We start from the raw sequence: 19,231 nt of genomic DNA, 5'->3' as shown, positions 1-19,231 counted from the left end.
TGCGTCATCCTCCCAGATAGGGACGGACGACCGATACTCAAGTGTATGTCGATTTGGGGAGGCGGCGCGCGGGTAATTGGGGCTGTACCGCTCAGTAACGGCCGGCGCGGCACCCCGTTATCCGCGCGGTCGCGCGCATGGATGGCGGAATCGACCCGCCGACCGGCTATCATGTGCGCGATGCATTTTTCGCCGCTACGCAATACAACGCGGCGACCAACCGGTTGGAGTACACATGGCATTACCCCTGGACAACGTCAGCATGGCCGTGTTCTGCGACTTCGAGAACGTCGCACTCGGCGTGCGCGACGCGAAGTACGAGAAATTCGACATCAAGCCCGTGCTGGAGCGGCTGCTGCTGAAAGGCAGCATCGTCGTGAAGAAGGCGTATTGCGACTGGGAGCGCTACAAGGGCTTCAAGGCGTCGATGCACGAGGCGAGCTTCGAGCTGATCGAGATTCCGCACGTGCGCCAGTCGGGCAAGAATTCGGCCGACATCCGGCTCGTCGTGGACGCGCTCGACCTCTGCTACACGAAGTCGCACGTCGATACGTTCGTGATCATCAGCGGCGACTCGGACTTCTCGCCGCTCGTGTCGAAGCTGCGCGAGAACGCGAAGAAGGTGATCGGCGTCGGCGTGAAGAAGTCGACCTCGGACCTGCTGGTCGCGAACTGCGACGAATTCATTTTCTACGACGACCTGGTGCGCGAGCAGCAGCGCGCGCTGGCGAAGCGCGAACAGCAGCGCACGGGCAACGGCGGCGCGAAGCGCGCCGACGAGCCGTCGCGCAAGCCGGAGCTGGAAGTGCGCCGGAGCGAGGCCATCGCGCTCGCGGTCGAGACGTTCGACGCGCTGGCATCGGAGCGCGACGACGTCGGCAAGATCTGGGCGTCGGTGCTCAAGAGCGCGATCAAGCGCCGCAAGCCGGATTTCAACGAGTCGTATTACGGCTTCCGTGCGTTCGGCAACCTGCTCGACGAAGCGCAGGCGCGCGGCCTGCTCGAGGTGGGGCGCGACGACAAGTCGGGCGCGTTCGTGTCGCGACCGCGCCAGTCCGCCGCGGCGGCCGAGCCGGTGGCGGCGCGTGAAACGGGTGGCGCGCAGCACGGTCACGGCGGGCGCCACGGCGAGGCTGCAACGGCCGAGCGCGAGCCGCGGCATCGCGGGCAGCGTGCGGAAGCGGCCGTTCACGAAAGCGCGCAGGTCGATGCCGAAGAGGCGAACCTCGTCGACGTCGTGAGCGACGCGGCGCTCGTGCCGGCCGCGACGGCCGAAGCGAACGAAGCAGCCGAGCCGCACGGCGACGCGAAGGACGGCCGCAAGCGCGCGCGCAAGAGCGCGGCGAAGAAGACCGGCGCGAAGAAGGGGGGCGAAGCGAAGGGCGCCGGCCGTCACGCGGCGGCTAAGCCGGACGAGGCTGCACACGGCGGCGCCAAGCACGGCGGCGAGAAACATGCCGAAGCGCCTCATCGCGACGCGGAGCACGGTGAGGACCGCCACGTCGCGGCGCAGCATGCGGCGCCGACGGCCGGCGAGCACGGTGCCTCGACGGCGGCCGCGCAGCCGCCGCACGAAGCAGCACCGGCTGCCGAATCGACCGGTGAAGCGGCTGTCGAAGCGGCGCCCGGCGCCAAGCCGAAGAAGCCGGCCCGCAAGACGGCGACCCGCGCGCGTCGCCCGCGCAAGACGGCCGCCGCCGCCGAGTAACGGCGTCACGGCGGGGCGGCGTCCGATCGAGGGCGCCGCCCGCGCCGCCACGTCGGCCGGTGCAATGCCGGCCGACGCGTTCCGCTATCCGTTCAGCACGTATGGCTGCGTCATCACTTCGAGGAAGTGACCGTCCGGATCGTCGAAGTACACACCGCGCCCGCCGTTGTGGCGGTAGATGTCGCCGGGCTGCCGTTTCGCGGGATCGGCCCAGTGCGGTAGCCCGCGCTCGCGAATGCGCGCGAACACGCGATCGAAGCCGGCCTCGTCGGTCAGGAAAGCGTAATGCTGGGCCGTGATGTTTCCCTCTTTTTCATAGAAGTCGAGCGACACGCCGTTGTCGAGCTGGACGACCAGCATCGCGCCGAACGGCGTCGGCGCCGGCAGTTCCAGAAGCTCGGTGAGGAAGCGGCTCGACGCGTGCTTGTCGCGGCACCAGACGATCGTATGGTTCAGCTGGACGTTCATGGCGGGTCCCCGGGAAGGGGCACGAGGGGTGGGCATGGACACACGATAGCCGATCACGGCCGGCGTGCAAGCCCGTCACGCGGCCGCCCGATTCGGCCGCGTGACCGTTACCCGCTTACTCGCCCGCCACCGCTGGTCCGCCCGGGTTGCCGCGGCGGTTGCGGCGCTTCTCGCCCCACACGCGGAACCGGTCCATGTACAGATAGACGACCGGCGTCGTGTATAGCGTCAGCACCTGCGACATGATCAGGCCGCCGGCGATCGCGATCCCGAGCGGCGCACGCAGCTCGGCGCCGTCGCCGCTGCCGAACGCGAGCGGCAGCGCGCCGAGGAGCGCCGCCATCGTCGTCATCATGATCGGCCGGAAGCGCAGCAGGCACGCCTCGTGGATCGCATCGAACGACGATTTGTTGCCGTTGCGCGTCTGGTCGATCGCGAAGTCGACCATCATGATCGCGTTCTTCTTCACGATACCGATCAGCAGGATCACGCCGATCAGCGCGATGATGCTGAACTCGGTCTTGAACAGCAGCAGCGCGAGCAGGGCGCCGACGCCGGCCGACGGCAGCGTCGACAGGATGGTGATCGGGTGGATGTAGCTCTCGTACAGGATCCCGAGCACGATGTAGACCGCCAGGAGTGCCGCGAGGATCAGGATCGGCTGGTTGTTCAGCGACTGCTGGAACGCCTGCGCGGTGCCCTGGAAGCTGCCGACGATCGTCGGCGGCACACCGATCTGCGCCATCGTCTGGTAGATCACCTGGGTCGCCTCCGACAGCGACACGCCCGGCGGCAGGTTGAACGAGATCGTCGTCGCGACGAACAGCCCCTGGTGGTTGACCGACAGCGGCGTCGTGCTCGGGCCGAAGGTCGCGATCGCGGACAGCGGGATCATCGTCGACTTCGACGTCGACACCGCCGCGCCCGACGACGCGCTCGACTTGCCGCTCGATGCGATCGAGTTCAGCGCCTGGTTGCGCGCCGAATCGGACGCGATCGCCGCGGCGCTGGTGGCGGCCGTCCCGGCGCTCGACGTGCCGGCCGAAGTCGCGACGAAGGTGCCCGCCGCGGCGTTGGTCGTCTGCGAGCCGTTCGCGCTGCCGCCCGACGTGCTGATCCATACCTGGTTCAGCATCTCCGGGCTCTGCCAGTATTTCGGCGCGACTTCCATCACGACGTGGTACTGGTTCAGCGGGTTGTAGATCGTCGAGACCTGGCGCTGGCCGAACGCGTCGTACAGCGTGTTGTCGATCTGTGCGGGCTTGATGCCGAGCCGCGCGGCGGTCGCGCGGTCGATCGTCACCATCGCCTCGAGGCCGCCTTGCTGCTGGTCGGAGTTCACGTCGGTCAGCTCGGCGCGCTTTTGCAGCGCCTCGGTCAGCAGCGGCCCCCACTTGTACAGCTCGGCGCTCGAATCGCCGAGCAGCGTGAACTGGTACTGCGCAGTGCTCTGCCGGCCGCCGATGCGGATGTCCTGCGCGGCCTGCAGGAACGTGCGCGCACCCGCGACGTCCGCGAGCGGCTTGCGCAATTGCTGGATCACCTGATCGGCCGACAGCTTGCGCTCGGTGCGGTCCTTCAGCGTGACGAACATGAAGCCGGAGTTGGTCTGCGTGCCGCCGGTGAAGCCCGCGACGCTCTTCACGTTCGGATTGGCCTGCACGATCCGCATCATTTCGGAGAACTTCAGCTTCATCGCCTGGAACGACGTCGACTGGTCGGCCTGGATGCCGCCGATCATCAACCCGGTGTCCTGCTGCGGGAAGAAGCCCTTCGGCACGATGATGTACAGATAGATGTTCAGGCCGATCGTCGCGAACAGGATCAGCAGGACCAGCAGCGGACGGCGCAGCGCCCACGACAGCGTGCGCTCGTAGCCGCGCTGCATCCGCGTGAAGAAGCGCTCGAGGAACCGGCCGAGGCGGCCTTCCTCCCGCACCTCGTGCGACTCGCGCAGCAGCCGCGCGCACATCATCGGCGTGACGGTCAGCGAGACGGCGAGCGACACGCCGATCGCGAGCGACAGCGTCAACGCGAATTCGCGGAACAGGCGCCCGACGATGCCGCCCATCAGCAGGATCGGCAGGAACACCGCGACGAGCGATATGCTCATCGACAGCACGGTGAAGCCGACCTCGCGCGCGCCGTCGAACGCAGCCTGCAGCCGCGGCTTGCCGTTCTCGATGTGGCGCGTGATGTTCTCGAGCACGACGATCGCATCGTCGACGACGAAGCCGGTCGCGACGATCAGCGCCATCAACGACAGGTTGTCGATCGAGAAGCCCAGCAGGTACATCGCGCCGAACGTGCCGATGATCGAGATCGGCACCGCGACGCTCGGAATCAGCGTCGCGCGCCAGTTGCGCAGGAACAGGAACACGACCATCACGACCAGGCTCACCGCGATCAGCAGCGTGTGCTCGGTGTCCTTCAGCGACGCGCGGATCGTCGTCGAACGGTCGAGCACCGGCGTCACCGTGATGTCGGCCGGCAGCGACGCCGTGAGTTGCGGCAGCGCCGCGCGCACGCGGTCGATCGTCTCGATGATGTTCGCGCCGGGCGAGCGGTAGAGAATCACGAGCACCGCGCGCTTGCCGTTCGACAGGCCCAGGTTGCGGAGGTCCTCGACGCCGTCGACGACCTCGGACAGGTCGGACAGCCGCACGGCCGCGCCGTTGCGGTAGGCGACGACCAGGTCGCTGTACTGCGACGCCTGCGAGGCCTGGTCGTTCGTATAGAGCTGGTAGTGCTTCGGGCCGAATTCGATCGCGCCCTTCGGGCTGTTCGCGTTCGCGGACGCGAGCGCGGCCCGCACGTCCTCGAGGCCGATTCCGTAGTGGAACAGCGCATGAGGCTCGAGCTCGACACGCACGGCCGGGTTCGCGGAGCCGCTCACCGAGACCTGGCCGACGCCGTCGATCTGCGACAGCGATTGCTGCAGCACCGTCGACGCGGCGTCGTACAGCTTCGCGGGCGACGACGTTTCCGATGTGAGCGACACGACCATGATCGGCGAATCGGCCGGGTTGACCTTGCGGTACGTCGGGTTGCTCTTCAGCGACGCGGGCAGGTCGGCGCGCGCCGCGTTGATCGCGGCCTGCACGTCGCGCGCGGCGCCGTCGATGTCGCGGTTCAGCCCGAACTGCAGGATGATCCGCGCGTTGCCGACGGTGCTGGTCGACGTCATTTCGCTGACGTCGGCGATCGAGCCGAGGTGCCGCTCGAGCGGGCTCGTCACGCTGGTCGCGACCGTCTCGGGGCTCGCGCCGGGCAGCGACGCCTGCACCGAGATGGTCGGGAAGTCGACCTGCGGCAGCGGCGACACCGGCAGCTTGATGAATGCGAACAGGCCCGCGAGCGCGACGCCGAGCGCGAGCAGCGTCGTCGCGACGGGGCGGGTGATGAAGGGGCGCGACAGGTTCATCGCTTACGCGCCCGTCTGATTGCCGGCGTCGCGGCCGGGGCCGTGCCGTTCGAACCAGCCGCGCACGCGGCGCGCGAGGCTGTCGAAGCCGAGGTAGATCACCGGCGTCGTGAACAGCGTCAGCACCTGCGACACGATCAGGCCGCCCGCGATCGCGATCCCGAGCGGCTGGCGCAGCTCGGAGCCCGCGCCGGCGCCGAAGATCAGCGGCACCGCGCCGAGCAGCGCGGCGAGCGTCGTCATCAGGATCGGCCGGAAGCGCAGCAGGCACGCCTGGTAGATCGCCTCGCGCGGCGGCTTGCCTTCGACGCGTTCGGCTTCGAGCGCGAAGTCGATCATCATGATCGCGTTCTTCTTCACGATGCCGATCAGCAGCACGATCCCGATGATCCCGATGATGTCGAGATCGTGCCCGGTGATCATCAGCGCGAGCAGCGCGCCGACGCCGGCCGACGGCAGCGTCGACAGGATCGTGATCGGGTGGATGTAGCTTTCGTACAGCACGCCGAGCACGATGTACATCGTGACGACCGCCGCGAGGATCAGGAACAGCTGGTTCGACAGCGACGCCTGGAACGCGAGCGCCGCGCCCTGGAAGCGCGTCTGGAACGAGCCGGGCAGGCCGATGTCCTTCTCGGCGGCGTCGATCGCCTTCACGGCCTCGCCGAGCGACGCGCCCGGTGCGAGGTTGAACGAGACCGTCGTCGACGGGAACTGCGACAGGTGCGCGACGAGCAGCGGCGACGGCCGTTCATGGAACGACGCGATCGACGACAGCGGCACCTGGCCGCCGCCCGCGGACGGCAGGTAGATGTCGTTCAGCGATTCGGCGTAGTGCTGGTCCTTCGGCTCCGACTCGAGGATCACGCGATACTGGTTCGACTGCGTGAAGATGGTCGACACGATGCGCTGGCCAAACGCGTCGTACAGCGCGTTGTCGACGGTCGCCGGCGTGATGCCGAAGCGCGCGGCGCTCGCGCGGTCGATCTCGATGTAGACCGACTGGCCGTTGCTCTGCAGGTCGGTCGCGACGTCGGCGAGCGACGGCTCCTTCTGCAGCCGCGTGACGAGCTTCGGCACCCAGGTCGCGAATTCGTCCGGGTTCGGGCTCGTCAGCATGAACTGGTACTGCGTCGGGCTCACGGTCGAGTCGATCGTCAGGTCCTGCACCGACTGCATGAACAGCGTGATGCCGGTCACGTTCGCGACGCGCTGCTGCAGGTCGCGGATGATCTGCGCGGCCGGCTCTGCGCGCTCGTCGCGCGCCTTCAGGTTGATCAGCATCCGGCCGCTGTTCAGCGTGATGTTGCTGCCGTCGACGCCGATGAACGACGTGAGGCTGTCGACGTTCGGATCCTTCAGGATCTCGGCCGCGAGCGCCTGCTGGCGTTCGGCCATCGCGCCGTACGAGATCGATTGCGGCGCCTGCGTGATCGCCTGGATCACGCCGGTATCCTGCGCGGGGAAGAAGCCTTTCGGCACGTACACGTAGAGCAGGGCGGTGAGCCCGAGCGTCAGCAGCGCGACGACGAGCGTCGAGCGCTGGCGGTTCAGCACCCATTCGAGCGCGACCGCGTAGCGCGCGATCACCCAGTCGATCGCGCGGTGCACGCGCGCCTCGAAGCGGTGGCTTTCGGGCGGCGGCGAGTGGCGCAGCAGCTTCGCGCACATCATCGGCACGAGCGTGAGCGACACGATCGCCGAGATCACGATCGTCACTGCAAGTGTGATCGCGAACTCGTGGAACAGCCGGCCGACGACGTCGCCCATGAACAGCAGCGGAATCAGCACCGCGATCAGCGACACCGTCAGCGAGATGATCGTGAAGCCGATCTGCCGCGAGCCCTTCAGCGCGGCCTCGAGCCCCGAATCGCCTTCCTCGACGTAGCGCGCGATGTTCTCGATCATCACGATCGCGTCGTCGACGACGAAGCCGGTCGCGATGGTGAGCGCCATCAGCGACAGGTTGTTCAGCGAGAAGCCGGCCATGTACATCACCGCGAGCGTGCCGATCAGCGACAGCGGCACCGACAGGCTCGGGATGATGGTCGCGTAGATGTTCGCGAGGAACAGGTACATCACGAGCACGACCAGCGCGACCGCGAGCAGCAGCTCGAACTGCACGTCGCGCACGGCGGCGCGGATCATCGTCGTGCGGTCGGTGACGATCTGCACGTCGAGCGCGGCGGGCAGCGTCTCCTGCAGCTTCGGCAGCTGCGCCTTGATCGCGTCGACGGTCGCGATCACGTTCGCGCCCGGTTGGCGCTGCACGTTCAGGATGATCGCGGGCTCGGCGTTCACCCACGCGCCGAGCTTGGTGTTCTCCGAGCCGGCGACGACCTTCGCGACGTCGGTCAGCATCACCGGGCGGCCGCTCTTGTAGGCGACGACCGCGTCGTTGTATTGATCGGCGCTGGTGAGCTGGTCGTTCGCGTTGATCGTGTACGCGCGCGTCGGGCCGTCGAAGTTGCCTTTCGGCGTGTTCACGTTCAGGTTCGAGATCGTCGTGCGCAGATCGTCGAGGTTCATCCCGTACTTCGCGAGCGCGGTCGGGTTGGCCTGGATCCGCACGGCCGGCCGGTTGCCGCCCGACAGGCTGACGAGGCCGACACCCGCGATCTGCGAGATCTTCATCGCGAGACGCGTGTCGGTCAGGTCCTGTACCTGCGTGAGCGGCAAGGTCTTCGACGTGATGGCCAGCGTCAGCACCGGCGCGTCGGCCGGATTGACCTTCGCGTAGATCGGCGGGGCGGGCAGATCGGACGGCAGCAGGTTGCCGGCCGCGTTGATCGCGGCCTGCACTTCCTGTTCGGCGATGTCGAGCGGCAGGTCGAGCGAGAACTGCAGCGTGATCACCGACGCGCCGGCCGAGCTTTGCGACGACATCTGGTTCAGCGACGGCATCTGGCCGAACTGCCGCTCCAGCGGCGCGGTGACCGACGACGTCATCACCTCCGGGCTCGCGCCCGGATAGAAGGTCTGGACCTGGATCGTCGGGTAGTCGACTTCGGGCAGCGCGGCGAGCGGCAGGAAGCGCAGCGCGACGAGACCGGCCAGCATGATCGCCGCCATCAGGAGGGCGGTGCCGACCGGCCGGAGAATGAAGAGGCGGGATGGATTCATCGAGCGGCCCGCGCGTTACTGGGCCGTGGGGGCCGCTGCCTGCGACGCGCCGTGCTTCTGTCCGCCGCGGTGGGCGGCCGCGCCCGATGCACCCGACGCCGCGCCGGCGCCGTGCGCGCCCGACGCGCCTTTCGGCTTGTCGGCCGGGATCGTGATCTTCGCGCCTTCGCGCAGCCGGTCGGAGCCGTCGGTGACCACGCGCTCGCCGATCGCGACGCCGCTGACGATGCTGGTGCGCTCGCCGTCGACCGGGCCGACCTTGACCTTGCGCACCGTCACCGTGTTGTCGGGTTTCACGATGTACACGAACTGGCCGATCGAGCCCGTCAGCACGGCGGCCGTCGGCACGATCGTCGCATCGCGCATCACGTCGACCAGCAGCCGCGTGTTCACGAACTGATTCGGAAACAGCAGGCCTTCCTTGTTGTCGAAGGTCGCGCGCAGCTTGACCGTGCCGGTGCTCGTGTCGATCTGGTTGTCGAGCGTCTGGAGCGAACCCGTCTCGAGCGGCACCGTGTTGTTGCGGTTGTACGCGGTGACCGACAGTTTCCGGCCCGCGTTCACCTGCTTGACGATCTGCGGCAGGTTGTCCTCCGAGGTCGTGAAGATCACGCTCATCGGCTGCAATTGCGTGATCACGACGATCCCGTTCGTGTCGCCGGGCGTCACGTAGTTGCCGGGGTCGACCTGGCGCAGGCCGACGCGGCCCGACACCGGCGCCGTGATGCGCGCGTACGTGAGGTTGAGCTTCGCGGAGTCGATCGCTGCCTGGTCGGTCTTCACCGTTCCTTCGTATTGCTTGACGAGCGACGCCTGGGTGTCGACCGTCTGCGACGCGATCGAGTCCTGCGACAGCAGCGTCTGGTAGCGCTTCAGGTCGATGCGGGCCGTCGCGAGCAGCGCCGAGTCGCGCGCGTGCGTGCCTTCGGCATTCTCGAGCGCGACCTGATACGGGCGCGGGTCGACCTGCGCGAGCAGGTCGCCTTTCTTGACGATCTGACCTTCCTGGAACGCGACGGACTGCAGATAACCCGACAACTGCGTCTTGACCGTCACGTTCGCGAGCGGCGTCACGGTGCCGAGCGCGGACAGCACGATCGGCATCTCGCCCTGCGTCGCGGTCGCGACCGAAACGGGTTGCGGAACGTTCGCCATGGCGGCGGGGCCGCCGCGGCCGCGATGGCCGCCACCGCCGGCGCTCGCGCCGGAGGCCGCGCTGCCCGCTGCTGGCGCGTCCGCCTGCGTACGGTTCCACGGGTGCCACCACAGCAAGCCGCCGATGACGACGACCGCGAGCGTCCCGATCACCAGCGGGCGGCGCGGACGGCGCGCGGCGGGGGAGGCGGGATCCTTCGAAGGGGGCGTGGGCTTTTGTTGGTTGTCCATCGTGTTCTGTCAGGAAGACGGCGCGGCGGGCCGGGAGACGGGCCCGGGGCGGCGCGTGGGCTTGCGGTGCCGGAGGGCCGGCTCGGTCCGGGCCCTTCCGGCCCGCGCGGGAAAAGGAAAGAGCGGTGCGCGCCGAGAATGCGGCGCGACGATGGGCATGATGCTACGTCCCGTCCCCGTTACAGTCCAGTCGTCTATCTTTCAACGGGTTACGGTCGTTACAGAAGGCGACGGGACGATGACGGATCGATTACACGGCGCTGCGCCGGGCGGGTGCGCCGCCGATCTCGCGGGTGATTTTCGCGATGCATTCGTGCAGCGCGGGCACCACGTGTTCCTGCAGCCATTCGGGCGGACACTGACTGGATGCGCCGCCGCAGTTCACCGAATAGCGCTGGCCCGACGGGCCGACGAAACCGGCCGCGACCGCGTTCAGCCCTTCGCGCCATTCGCCGATCGCGATCGCATGGCCCGTGCGCATCGCGTCCTCGACGCCGGGGTTCAGGCGCGCCGATACGTGCGGCCAGTCGTCGCCGGCCGTCGCGCGCAGCGCGTCGAGCAGCACGCGGCGCTCGTCGTCCTCCAGTGCCGCGAGATACGCGCGGCCGACCGCGGTGCGCGCGATGTCCATCCGCGAGCCGATCTCGAGACGCGTGACGAGCACGGCCGAGCGCGGCCGGATCACGTCGATCGCGACCATGTCGAGCCGGTCGCGCACCGCGAGGTGCACCGACAGCGACGTGCGCTCGGCGAGTTCGATCATGAACGGCCGCGAGCGCGCGCGAATGTCGAAGTTGCGCAGGAAGCCGTGGCTCAGCTCCAGCACCGACGCGGTCAGCACGAAGCGCTCGCTGTCGGGCAACTGGAACAGGAAGCCGGCGCTGACGAGCGTCGCGGTGATGCGCGACACGGTCGGCTTCGGGATGCCCGTCAATTCGGTGAGTTCGCGGTTGCTGACCGGGGCGTCGGCGGCCGCGATGCGCCGCAGCACGGCGAGGCCGCGCGCGAGCGCGGTGATCTCGTCCGGCGACGATTCGCGGTCTCGGGGCGCGGGAGGCGTTACAGGTGTCGACACGAGGGATTCTCTCTATTTCCGAAACTCGATTTCAATTTTGTTGGTATTGTAGGATGATTGTCAAAAGATGCATGTTCCATGGGTGAATCGTTCATCGCATGAGATTTTACGGGTTCACCCTTGGTTTATTAGGAAAGCGCTCAAATGAGCATTACCGGGAAGTGAACAAACCGGTGCAAATACCGCTTGACTTGTCGGGCGGAAACGGAAAGAATGTCTCACGTTTTCGAAACATCGTTTCACGAGTTTAACCGGCAACGGTGTTTCGCGCAGTCTCTCAGGTTCTAGCACGGCCCTCGGAATGGCTAGAACTTTTTTAGCGCCACGGTCTCCGTGGCGCTTTTTTTTGCCCGTCCGCCGGACGCATCAGGTCCGTATTATCCCCCGATCGCTGAAATCGCCCGTTCGACCGTGCTCGTGCGCGCCTGCGTGCGTGCGGCGCGCGCAAAAAAAAAGCGCGATGCCCGCAATGGGCATCGCGCGTAAACCGGCGTGGAGCGCCGACGAATGAAACGTGATGAAGAAAGCGTGACAGGGGCACGTGGCCCCACGGTGCCGAGGGTCAGCCCTTCGCGAGCTTGATGCTGGTCGGCTCGGCCGTCAGGTAGCCGACGCTGGCGCCGAAGCGGTCCTTGAAGTTCGCGCGAACGAGCGGGTCGAGCGTCGGCTTGACCTTGTCGTGCAGCGGCGTCTCCCAGTCGCCCGCGTGCTGGAAGTTGCTCATGATGTAGGTCCAGCCGTTGATCTCGTCGACCGCGTGCAGGCCCGTCGATTCGGCGCCGGCCGGGCACGACAGCACGCGTGCGAGCGACTTCGTGTCGACGTTGTACGCCCACAGGAAGTTGTTCACGTGCATGCCCGAGTCTTCGCCGATGAAGAGCGTGCGCAGCTTCTCGGAGAACTTCAGGTTGTCGGGGTTCGCGATCTTGTCCGGGTTCGCGAGGTTGCCGAGCGCATCGGCCGCGGCGAGGTCCTCGCCGACGAGCGCGGCCGGCGCGCCCATGTCGACCGGCACCCACTCGCTGTCGATCGCGCCGCCCGACGTGTCGCGCTGGCCGGCCTTCAGGTTCAGCGCGTAGACGGCGCCTGCCGCGATCTTCTTGTCCACCGCGACGTCGCGCGACACCGCATTGCCCTGGACCATCGACGTCTCGATCCGCGACATCGCCGTGTAGACGATCTTGTCCTTCGCGTTGACCGTCGTGCCTTCGAGCTTCGTGAATGCCATGCTGCCGCCGATCAGCGCCGCGTAGCGGTGCGTCTCGAGGAACGCGGCCGCCTTTTCCATCCCGGGCTTCACGCGCATCCAGTTGAACTTGCCGCCGAAGTGGATCTTCGTGAAGCTCGCGTCGTTCGGGTCGGTCGTCGTCAGGTCCATGATGTCCGACGCCTTCAGCGTGTTCGCGAGCGTCTCGATCTCGCTGCTGGTCGCGTGACCGATCCTGATCCACGTGAGCGTCGCGCTGCCGGCGCCGGCGGACGACGTCTGCGTCCACTTCGCGACGTACAGCGTGCCGGCCGACAGGTCGGCCGCCTTGTCGGCGACGAACATGAACAGGCCGCCGTTGGTGGCGTCGTCGCCCATCATCACCGTGCGCTGGTCCGGCATCACCTGGATCAGCTCGTGCGAGATGCGGCCGAGGCAGTAGTGCTTCTTCACCGAGCCGGTGCCGTCCGGGTTCACCGTGATCTCGGGCAGGTGGCCGTAGTGATACGGGTTCGCCTTCGTCTCGTCGCCGAACGTGTTCCGGCTGAATGCCTTGAACTGCGCGTCGGTCGCGGCCTTCGTCGCGTCCGGCTCGTATTCCTCGCTCGACAGGTGCGTGCCCCACGGCGACAGGCTCGCGCCGCACGTGATCCACAGGCCGTGCGCCTTCGACGTGTCGACGTTGTGATACTTGACGACCTTCAGCGCGCCGCTGGACGGATCCTGGTCGAGCGTGATCACCGCGATCGGCGACGGCAACTGGCCGTACTGCGATGCGCTCGCCTGGTCGCGCGTCGTGTATTCGAACTGCACGACCGCGAACACCGTGTTGCCCTTCACGCCGGCCACGTTCGCATTCTTCAGCGTCAGCAGCGAGCTGCCGTCCGGGCAGTCCGAATAGAACTGGCGCTCCTTGCCCGCCACCGAGCGGTCGATGATCGGCTGGTTGTTGATGTCGAAATAGCCGCCCGCGAGCGTCGTGCCGCCCTTGCCGTCCGGCACCATGTCGCCCGTCACGAAGAACGGCCGGTACGCGAGCTTGAAGTTGCGCGACGAGCCGTCCGAGAACGACACCGACAGCGTCGAGCCGACCGTCGTCGTGGCCATCGCGGCCGCGTTGTCGAGCGTGGGCGCGGCCATCGCCGAGAATGCCGCCGACGTGTACGCGGCGGCGGCCGGCGTCGCCGCCGGATTGTCGTCGCCGCCGCAGCCCGTCAGCAGGGCCGGCAGCGCGAGGCCGGAGAGGGGCAGCATGGGCGCGCCGGCGAGGATCTTCAGGGCCTGACGACGGGAAGCATTGGGCAACGCGGGCATGTGGAGTCCAGTTTCGAATGTTGGAAGAATGGCCTTTCGCGAAGCAGGCGATCAGCAAGCAATGCGAAGGCGAGTTGAAAACTGGACCGAAGTGTAGGGATGCTCGATGAAAGTTTTTTGAATTGAAAACGTAATGATGCGTCGGGCGTCCGTCAGGCGCGCTGCCGGACGCCGGTTGGACGCGTATTCGCGCTCAGTCGCGCTCGGGCGTCGCCGAGATGCGGTGGATCGACAGGTCGGCGCCGTCGAATTCGGCTTCGCGCTCGAGGCGCAGCCCGACGGTCGCCTTCAGCGCACCGTACACGAGCGTGCCGCCGGCGGTGGCGATCGCGATGCCGCCGAGTGTGCCGATGAGTTGCGACATGAACGACACGCCGCCGAGGCCGCCGAACGCGGGTTGCCCGAACACGCCGGCCGCGATGCCCCCGAGCGCGCCGCACATCCCGTGCAGCGGCCACACGCCGAGCACGTCGTCGATGCGCCACTTGTTCTGCACGCAGGTGAACATCGCGACGAACAACGCGCCGGCGGCCGCGCCGGTGACGAGCGCACCGATCGGGTGCATCACGTCGGAGCCCGCGCAGACCGCGACGAGGCCCGCGAGCGGGCCGTTGTACGTGAAGCCCGGATCGTTGCGGCCGGCCATCCACGCGGCGAGCGTGCCGCCGACCATCGCCATCAGCGAGTTCACGGCGACCAGACCGCTGATCTTGTCGAGCGTTTGCGCGCTCATCACGTTGAAGCCGAACCAGCCGACCGCGAGCACCCACGCGCCGAGTGCGAGGAACGGAATGTTCGACGGCGGGTGCGCGGCGATCCGGCCGTCCTTCGCATAGCGGCCGTGGCGTGCGCCGAGCAGCAGCACGGCCGGCAGCGCGACCCAGCCGCCGAACGCGTGCACGACGACCGAGCCCGCGAAGTCGTGGAACGGTGCGCCGAACGCATGCGCGAGCCAGCCCTGCACGCCGAAGCGTTCATTCCATGCCATTCCTTCGAAGAACGGATAGATGAAGCCGACGATGATCAGCGTCGCGACGAGCTGAGGATTGAATTTCGCGCGTTCGGCGATGCCGCCGGACACGATCGCGGGAATGGCCGCCGCGAACGTCAGCAGGAAGAAGAAGCGCACGAGCGCGTAGCCGCTGTGCTGCGACAGCGTGCCGATGTCGTCGAAGAATTCGACGCCGTACGCGATCGTGTAGCCGATGAAGAAGTACGCGAGCGTCGACACGGAGAAGTCGACCAGGATCTTCACGAGCGCGTTGACCTGGTTCTTCTTGCGGACCGTGCCGAGCTCGAGAAATGCGAAGCCCGCGTGCATCGCGAGCACCATGACGGCGCCGATCAACAGAAACAGTGTGTCGACGCCGGATTTCAGACCATCCATGCCGTGGCTTCCTTGCGCAAAAAACGGGCGAGGAATGCAAATATCGAGCCAACTTGGTGAACGTGTGCGTGTAAGTGGTGCGGGCGGCCGTACGATGCGGCACGCGGGCGATGCGTGCACGGGAGCGGGGCAGGCCGCGTGTGGGGCCGGAGGGGCAGCGTATGCACGCGTGTGGTGCGATGCGAGCGCAACTGGTGCGTACGATGCGCGGCGTGGTGCGCCGCGATGCACCGGCCTGGCGCGTCAGCGGCGGGCGAACAGCACGCGCGAGCGCCGCAGCCGCAGTGCGCAGGCACACCAATAGGCGGCGACGGTGGTGAGCCCGAGTGCGGCAAACGCGAGCGCCGCGAAGCCCGCGTGCGACTGGCCGTCGCCGTCGGGGCCAAGGATGCCTTGCGCGACGATCAGCGCGGCCGTCCAGAAGCCGATCACCGCCTGGGCGAGCAGGCGAGCGCACGCCACGCGGCGCGGGCGTCCGGCCGCGCGCAGGCGCGACGCGGACGGTGAGCGAAGGCACAGGAAAAGGGTGGCGGCGAGCGCGGCGGCCAGCGCGATGAACCAGTCGATGAGGAAAGCCATGAAGAAGCGGGCAGCAGACGGAGCGGATTGAAGCCTGCCCACTTTAGTCTCGGCACGCCTGCGATTGAATCAGACAAATCCGAAATTGAAAGGCATTTTTAATCACCAGTCGTCATTGGCCCTGTTCCACAGGCGGTATCATCGACGCTGGTCCAACCATTCAGGCCGTGCGGCGCACGGCCGGAGATCGCTGATGAAGATGAAGACTTGGCTGGCGCGTCGCGTGCCCGGGTCCGTGCTGGCGGCCGCGGCCGTCGGTGCGGCGCTGTTGCTCGCAGGCTGCGAGAAGTCCGGCACGCCGGCCACGCAACCCGATACGGCCGCCAGTGCGGCCGCCGATGCCGCGAACAACGCGGCCAAGGCGCTCGACCAGGTGGCGAGCACCGTCAACCAACAGATCAATGCCGCGAAGGCCGGCATCGCGAGCGCGGCCTCGGCCGTGCCGCCGCTGTCCGCGAGCGGCCTCGCGTCCGCCGCGCAGGCGCAGATCGATGCGGCCGCTTCCGCCGTCGTCGCACACGCGGCATCGGAAGCCGGCGCGAAGATGGCGGAGGCCGGCAAGAAGCTCCAGCAGTGGAGTCAGCAGAACGCATCGGGTGCGAAGCCGGCCAGCGGCGAGTAAGCGGCCCTTGCGGAATGCGTAAAATGTAACTATAGTGCGTACACATTGTCGCCGGCTGCCGTTCGGGCCGGCGTCACCGAGTGAGTGAGGAATGAATACCAGCAGCCGGTTCGCGTTTGCCGTTCATGTGCTTGCCTTGCTGTCGATGCAGGAAGGTGCGCCGATGTCGTCCGACATCATCGCGGGTAGCGTGAACACGAATCCGGCGCTGATTCGCCGTCTGCTGTCGATGCTGGCGGCCGCGGGGCTGACCACGTCGCAGCTCGGCGCGGGCGGCGGCGCGCTGCTGGCGCGCGAGCCCGGCGAGATCACGCTGCTCGACGTGTATCGCGCGGTCGACGATGCGCAGCTGTTCGCGCTGCATCGCGAGGCGCCGAATCCCGCATGTCTCGTCGGGCGGCACATTCAGGGCGTGCTGATCGGCTATATCGGCGACGCGCAGCGCGCGATGGAAGCATCGCTTGCCACGCGCACGCTTGCGGACGTCACGGCCGACGTGCTCGAATCGGAGCAGCGCGGCCGGCCGGCGGGAAGCACCGGCGGATAATCGCAGGCAGCGGCTGATGCAGGGCAGGAGGCCGGGTGACGCGTACGCGCGGCGACCGGCACGACGGAGTGTTGCTCCGTTTTTTTTCGATCTTATGTGTAATCAACTTAGTTACTTTTTACTTCTGGAGAATCGACATGACGCAACGTACCTTGAACATCGCACTGTTCGGCGCCACCGGGATGATCGGCTCGCGCATCGCCGCGGAAGCCGTGCGCCGCGGCCATCGCGTGACCGCGCTGTCACGCCATCCGGGCGCGGCCGGCGACGGCATCACCGCGAAGGCGGCCGACCTGTTCGATGCGGCCAGCATCGCGGCCGCGCTGCCGGGCCACGACGTCGTCGCGAGCGCGTACAGCCAGAAGCAGGACGAACCCGCGAAGATCGCCGCCGCGGCGAAGGCGCTGGTGGAAAGCACGCGCCAGGCCGGCCTGAAGCGGCTCGTGGTGGTGGGGGGCGCCGGTTCGCTCGAAGTCGCGCCGGGCAAGCAACTGGTCGACACCGAAGGTTTCCCGGACGCGTACAAGGCAGTCGCGCTCGCGCATCGCGATGCGCTCGATTATCTGAAAACGGTCGGCGATCTCGACTGGACGTTCTTCGCGCCGGCAGCCCTGATCGCGCCGGGCGAGCGCACGGGCACGTTCCGCACGGGCACGGGCAAGCTGATCGTGGACGCAGAGGGCAACAGCAGGATCTCGGCGGAAGACTACGCGGTCGCGTTCGTCGATACGCTCGAGCAACACAGCTTCGTGCGCGAGATCGCAACGGTCGCGTATTGAGCGATCCCACGGCAAGGCGGCGCGCAGGTGCCGCATTCGCCGTGAGCGGCCAGCAGGCTGCGCAGCCGCAATGACTTCAGGCGATTCCATCTCGGCGGGTGGAATCGCCTGTTTCGTCTGGTGTGCCGACGATCGATGGGCCGCTGCGCACGGGATCGCGCGTGACGCGGATGCTTCCCGGCCTGATTGGTATTTATCCCGGTCGACGCCGCGCGGCGGTTTCCATATTGTTCCCCGTCATGCAGGATGCATAGAAAAAATTTCTATCTACGAGGGACCGGGTAAATGGATGCCATCGATCGCAAACTGCTAGAGCTGTTGCAGGCAGATGCCACATTGCCGATCGCAGAACTCGCGCAGCGCGTGAATTTGTCGCAGACGCCCTGCTGGAAGCGCGTGCAGCGGCTCAAGGAAACCGGCGCGATTCGCGCGCAGGTCGCGCTGTGCGATCCGCGCAAGCTCGGTGTCGGCACGACGGTGTTCGTCGCGATCCGCACGAACCAGCACACCGAGGAGTGGGCGCAGCGCTTCACGCAGGCCGTGCGCGACATGCCGGAAGTCGTCGAGGTCTACCGGATGAGCGGCGAGACCGACTATCTGCTGCGGGTCGTGGTGGCCGGGATCGACGATTACGATCGCGTGTACAAGCAACTGATCCGCGCGGTGCCGCTGTTCGACGTGAGTTCGTCGTTCGCGATGGAGCAGATCAAGTATTCGACCGCGCTGCCGGTGCGCGATCTGTCCGAGCCGGCATAGCGCGCGGGGCGGCAACGGACCGCGCCGGTGCGCATGTGCGTTACGTGTGCGCGCCGCCGATACGCGCCGTTATCGCCCGGTCAGCGGCCGCGCGACAGCGCGCGTGCGCGTTCGTCCGCGAGCGCGTCGCGGCGCACGAACTCCGCGACGAACGGGCTGGCCGGATGGTGGTGCAGCGCGTACGGCGTATCCCATTGCGCGAGCCGGCCGTCCTTCATCACGCCGATCCGGTCGGCGATCGCGAACGCTTCCGCCTGATTGTGCGTGACGAGGATCGCGGTGTGCCCCGTGCGCTTCAGGATGTCGCGCAACTCGAACGCGAGCCGCTCGCGCGTATCGACGTCGAGATTCGAGAACGGCTCGTCGAGCAGCAGCAGCTCGGGCGACGGCGCGAGCGCGCGGGCGAGGGCGACGCGCTGCTGCTGGCCGCCCGACAGTTCGTGCGGATACGCGCTGCCGGAAGCGGCGAGGCCGACGAGCTCGAGCATGTCCGCGACGCGCGCGCGCCGCTCGGCCTTCGGCATGCGCCGCAGGCCGAACGCGACGTTGTCGGCCGCACTCAGGTGCGGGAACAGCGCATAGTCCTGGAACATCATCCCGATGCGTCGCCGCTCGGGCGGCACATCGAGCGACGGCGCCGCGACGGGCGTGCCGTCCAGCACGATGCGTCCCATGCGCACGGGCTCGAAGCCCGCGATCGCGCGCAGCACGGTGGTCTTGCCGCAGCCCGATGCGCCGAGCAGGCAGCCGATGTCGCCGCGCGGCAGCGCGAGGCTCAGCCCGTCGACCACCGTGCGGCGGCCGTGCGGCGTGTCGTAGGCGACGCAGAGGTCGTCGAGTTCGAGCAGGTTCACGG

The 19,231-nt window shown here is 67.5% G+C and carries 14 protein-coding genes; 5 read left to right on the top strand and 9 right to left on the bottom strand.

The annotated features are described in order from the left end of the window. Window positions 1-235 precede the first annotated feature (235 nt). A complete protein-coding gene (locus ACV22V_RS22785; RefSeq protein WP_448015611.1) occupies window positions 236-1,708 on the top strand; it encodes an NYN domain-containing protein in 1,473 nt (490 codons plus the stop codon). Window positions 1,709-1,792: 84 nt separating this feature from the next. On the opposite strand, the gene ACV22V_RS22780 is transcribed toward ACV22V_RS22785, so the two are convergent. From ACV22V_RS22780 to ACV22V_RS22745, 8 genes are all read right to left on the bottom strand, one after another. Then, window positions 1,793-2,176: a VOC family protein gene (locus tag ACV22V_RS22780; RefSeq protein WP_415750097.1), complete on the bottom strand. Its 384-nt coding sequence runs from the start codon at window positions 2,174-2,176 to the stop codon at window positions 1,793-1,795. Window positions 2,177-2,291: 115 nt separating this feature from the next. After that, a complete protein-coding gene (locus ACV22V_RS22775; RefSeq protein WP_448015610.1) occupies window positions 2,292-5,600 on the bottom strand; it encodes an efflux RND transporter permease subunit in 3,309 nt (1,102 codons plus the stop codon). Between the two features lie 3 nt (window positions 5,601-5,603). Continuing rightward, window positions 5,604-8,723 (bottom strand): MdtB/MuxB family multidrug efflux RND transporter permease subunit, encoded by a 3,120-nt coding sequence (locus tag ACV22V_RS22770; protein WP_448015609.1) that lies wholly within the window; start codon window positions 8,721-8,723, stop codon window positions 5,604-5,606. Between the two features lie 15 nt (window positions 8,724-8,738). After that, complete coding sequence (locus ACV22V_RS22765; RefSeq protein ID WP_448015608.1) at window positions 8,739-10,109, bottom strand: MdtA/MuxA family multidrug efflux RND transporter periplasmic adaptor subunit; 1,371 nt, start codon at window positions 10,107-10,109, stop codon at window positions 8,739-8,741. Between the two features lie 250 nt (window positions 10,110-10,359). Continuing rightward, window positions 10,360-11,184: an IclR family transcriptional regulator gene (locus ACV22V_RS22760; protein ID WP_059691123.1), complete on the bottom strand. Its 825-nt coding sequence runs from the start codon at window positions 11,182-11,184 to the stop codon at window positions 10,360-10,362. Between the two features lie 562 nt (window positions 11,185-11,746). Next, entirely contained in the window at window positions 11,747-13,705 is a 1,959-nt protein-coding gene (locus tag ACV22V_RS22755; protein ID WP_448015607.1) for a PhoX family protein, read from the bottom strand. Between the two features lie 193 nt (window positions 13,706-13,898). Further along, complete coding sequence (locus ACV22V_RS22750) at window positions 13,899-15,092, bottom strand: ammonium transporter (protein WP_059523613.1); 1,194 nt, start codon at window positions 15,090-15,092, stop codon at window positions 13,899-13,901. 243 nt (window positions 15,093-15,335) lie between these two features. Next, complete coding sequence (locus tag ACV22V_RS22745) at window positions 15,336-15,671, bottom strand: hypothetical protein (RefSeq protein WP_059523611.1); 336 nt, start codon at window positions 15,669-15,671, stop codon at window positions 15,336-15,338. 193 nt (window positions 15,672-15,864) lie between these two features. On the opposite strand from ACV22V_RS22745, the gene ACV22V_RS22740 reads away from it, so the two are divergent. The 4 genes from ACV22V_RS22740 to ACV22V_RS22725 all read left to right on the top strand — a co-directional run bounded on the left by ACV22V_RS22740 (window position 15,865) and on the right by ACV22V_RS22725 (window position 18,375). Next, complete coding sequence (locus tag ACV22V_RS22740; RefSeq protein WP_059523609.1) at window positions 15,865-16,293, top strand: hypothetical protein; 429 nt, start codon at window positions 15,865-15,867, stop codon at window positions 16,291-16,293. 91 nt (window positions 16,294-16,384) lie between these two features. After that, on the top strand, window positions 16,385-16,840 hold the full coding sequence (locus ACV22V_RS22735; protein ID WP_448015606.1) for an Rrf2 family transcriptional regulator: 456 nt from the start codon (window positions 16,385-16,387) through the stop codon (window positions 16,838-16,840). A 137-nt stretch (window positions 16,841-16,977) separates the two neighbouring features. Further along, entirely contained in the window at window positions 16,978-17,619 is a 642-nt protein-coding gene (locus tag ACV22V_RS22730; protein WP_448015605.1) for an NAD(P)-dependent oxidoreductase, read from the top strand. 285 nt (window positions 17,620-17,904) lie between these two features. Next, window positions 17,905-18,375, top strand: a complete 471-nt coding sequence (locus ACV22V_RS22725) for an Lrp/AsnC family transcriptional regulator (protein ID WP_006754321.1) — start codon at window positions 17,905-17,907, stop codon at window positions 18,373-18,375. Window positions 18,376-18,455: 80 nt separating this feature from the next. Here ACV22V_RS22725 and ACV22V_RS22720 read toward each other — a convergent pair whose 3' ends face one another. Continuing rightward, window positions 18,456-19,229 (bottom strand): ABC transporter ATP-binding protein, encoded by a 774-nt coding sequence (locus ACV22V_RS22720; RefSeq protein WP_059691128.1) that lies wholly within the window; start codon window positions 19,227-19,229, stop codon window positions 18,456-18,458. Window positions 19,230-19,231 lie beyond the last annotated feature (2 nt).

The organism is Burkholderia sp. AW33-5 (assembly GCF_053427615.1).
This window is presented reverse-complemented; position numbering and strand designations above follow the sequence as displayed.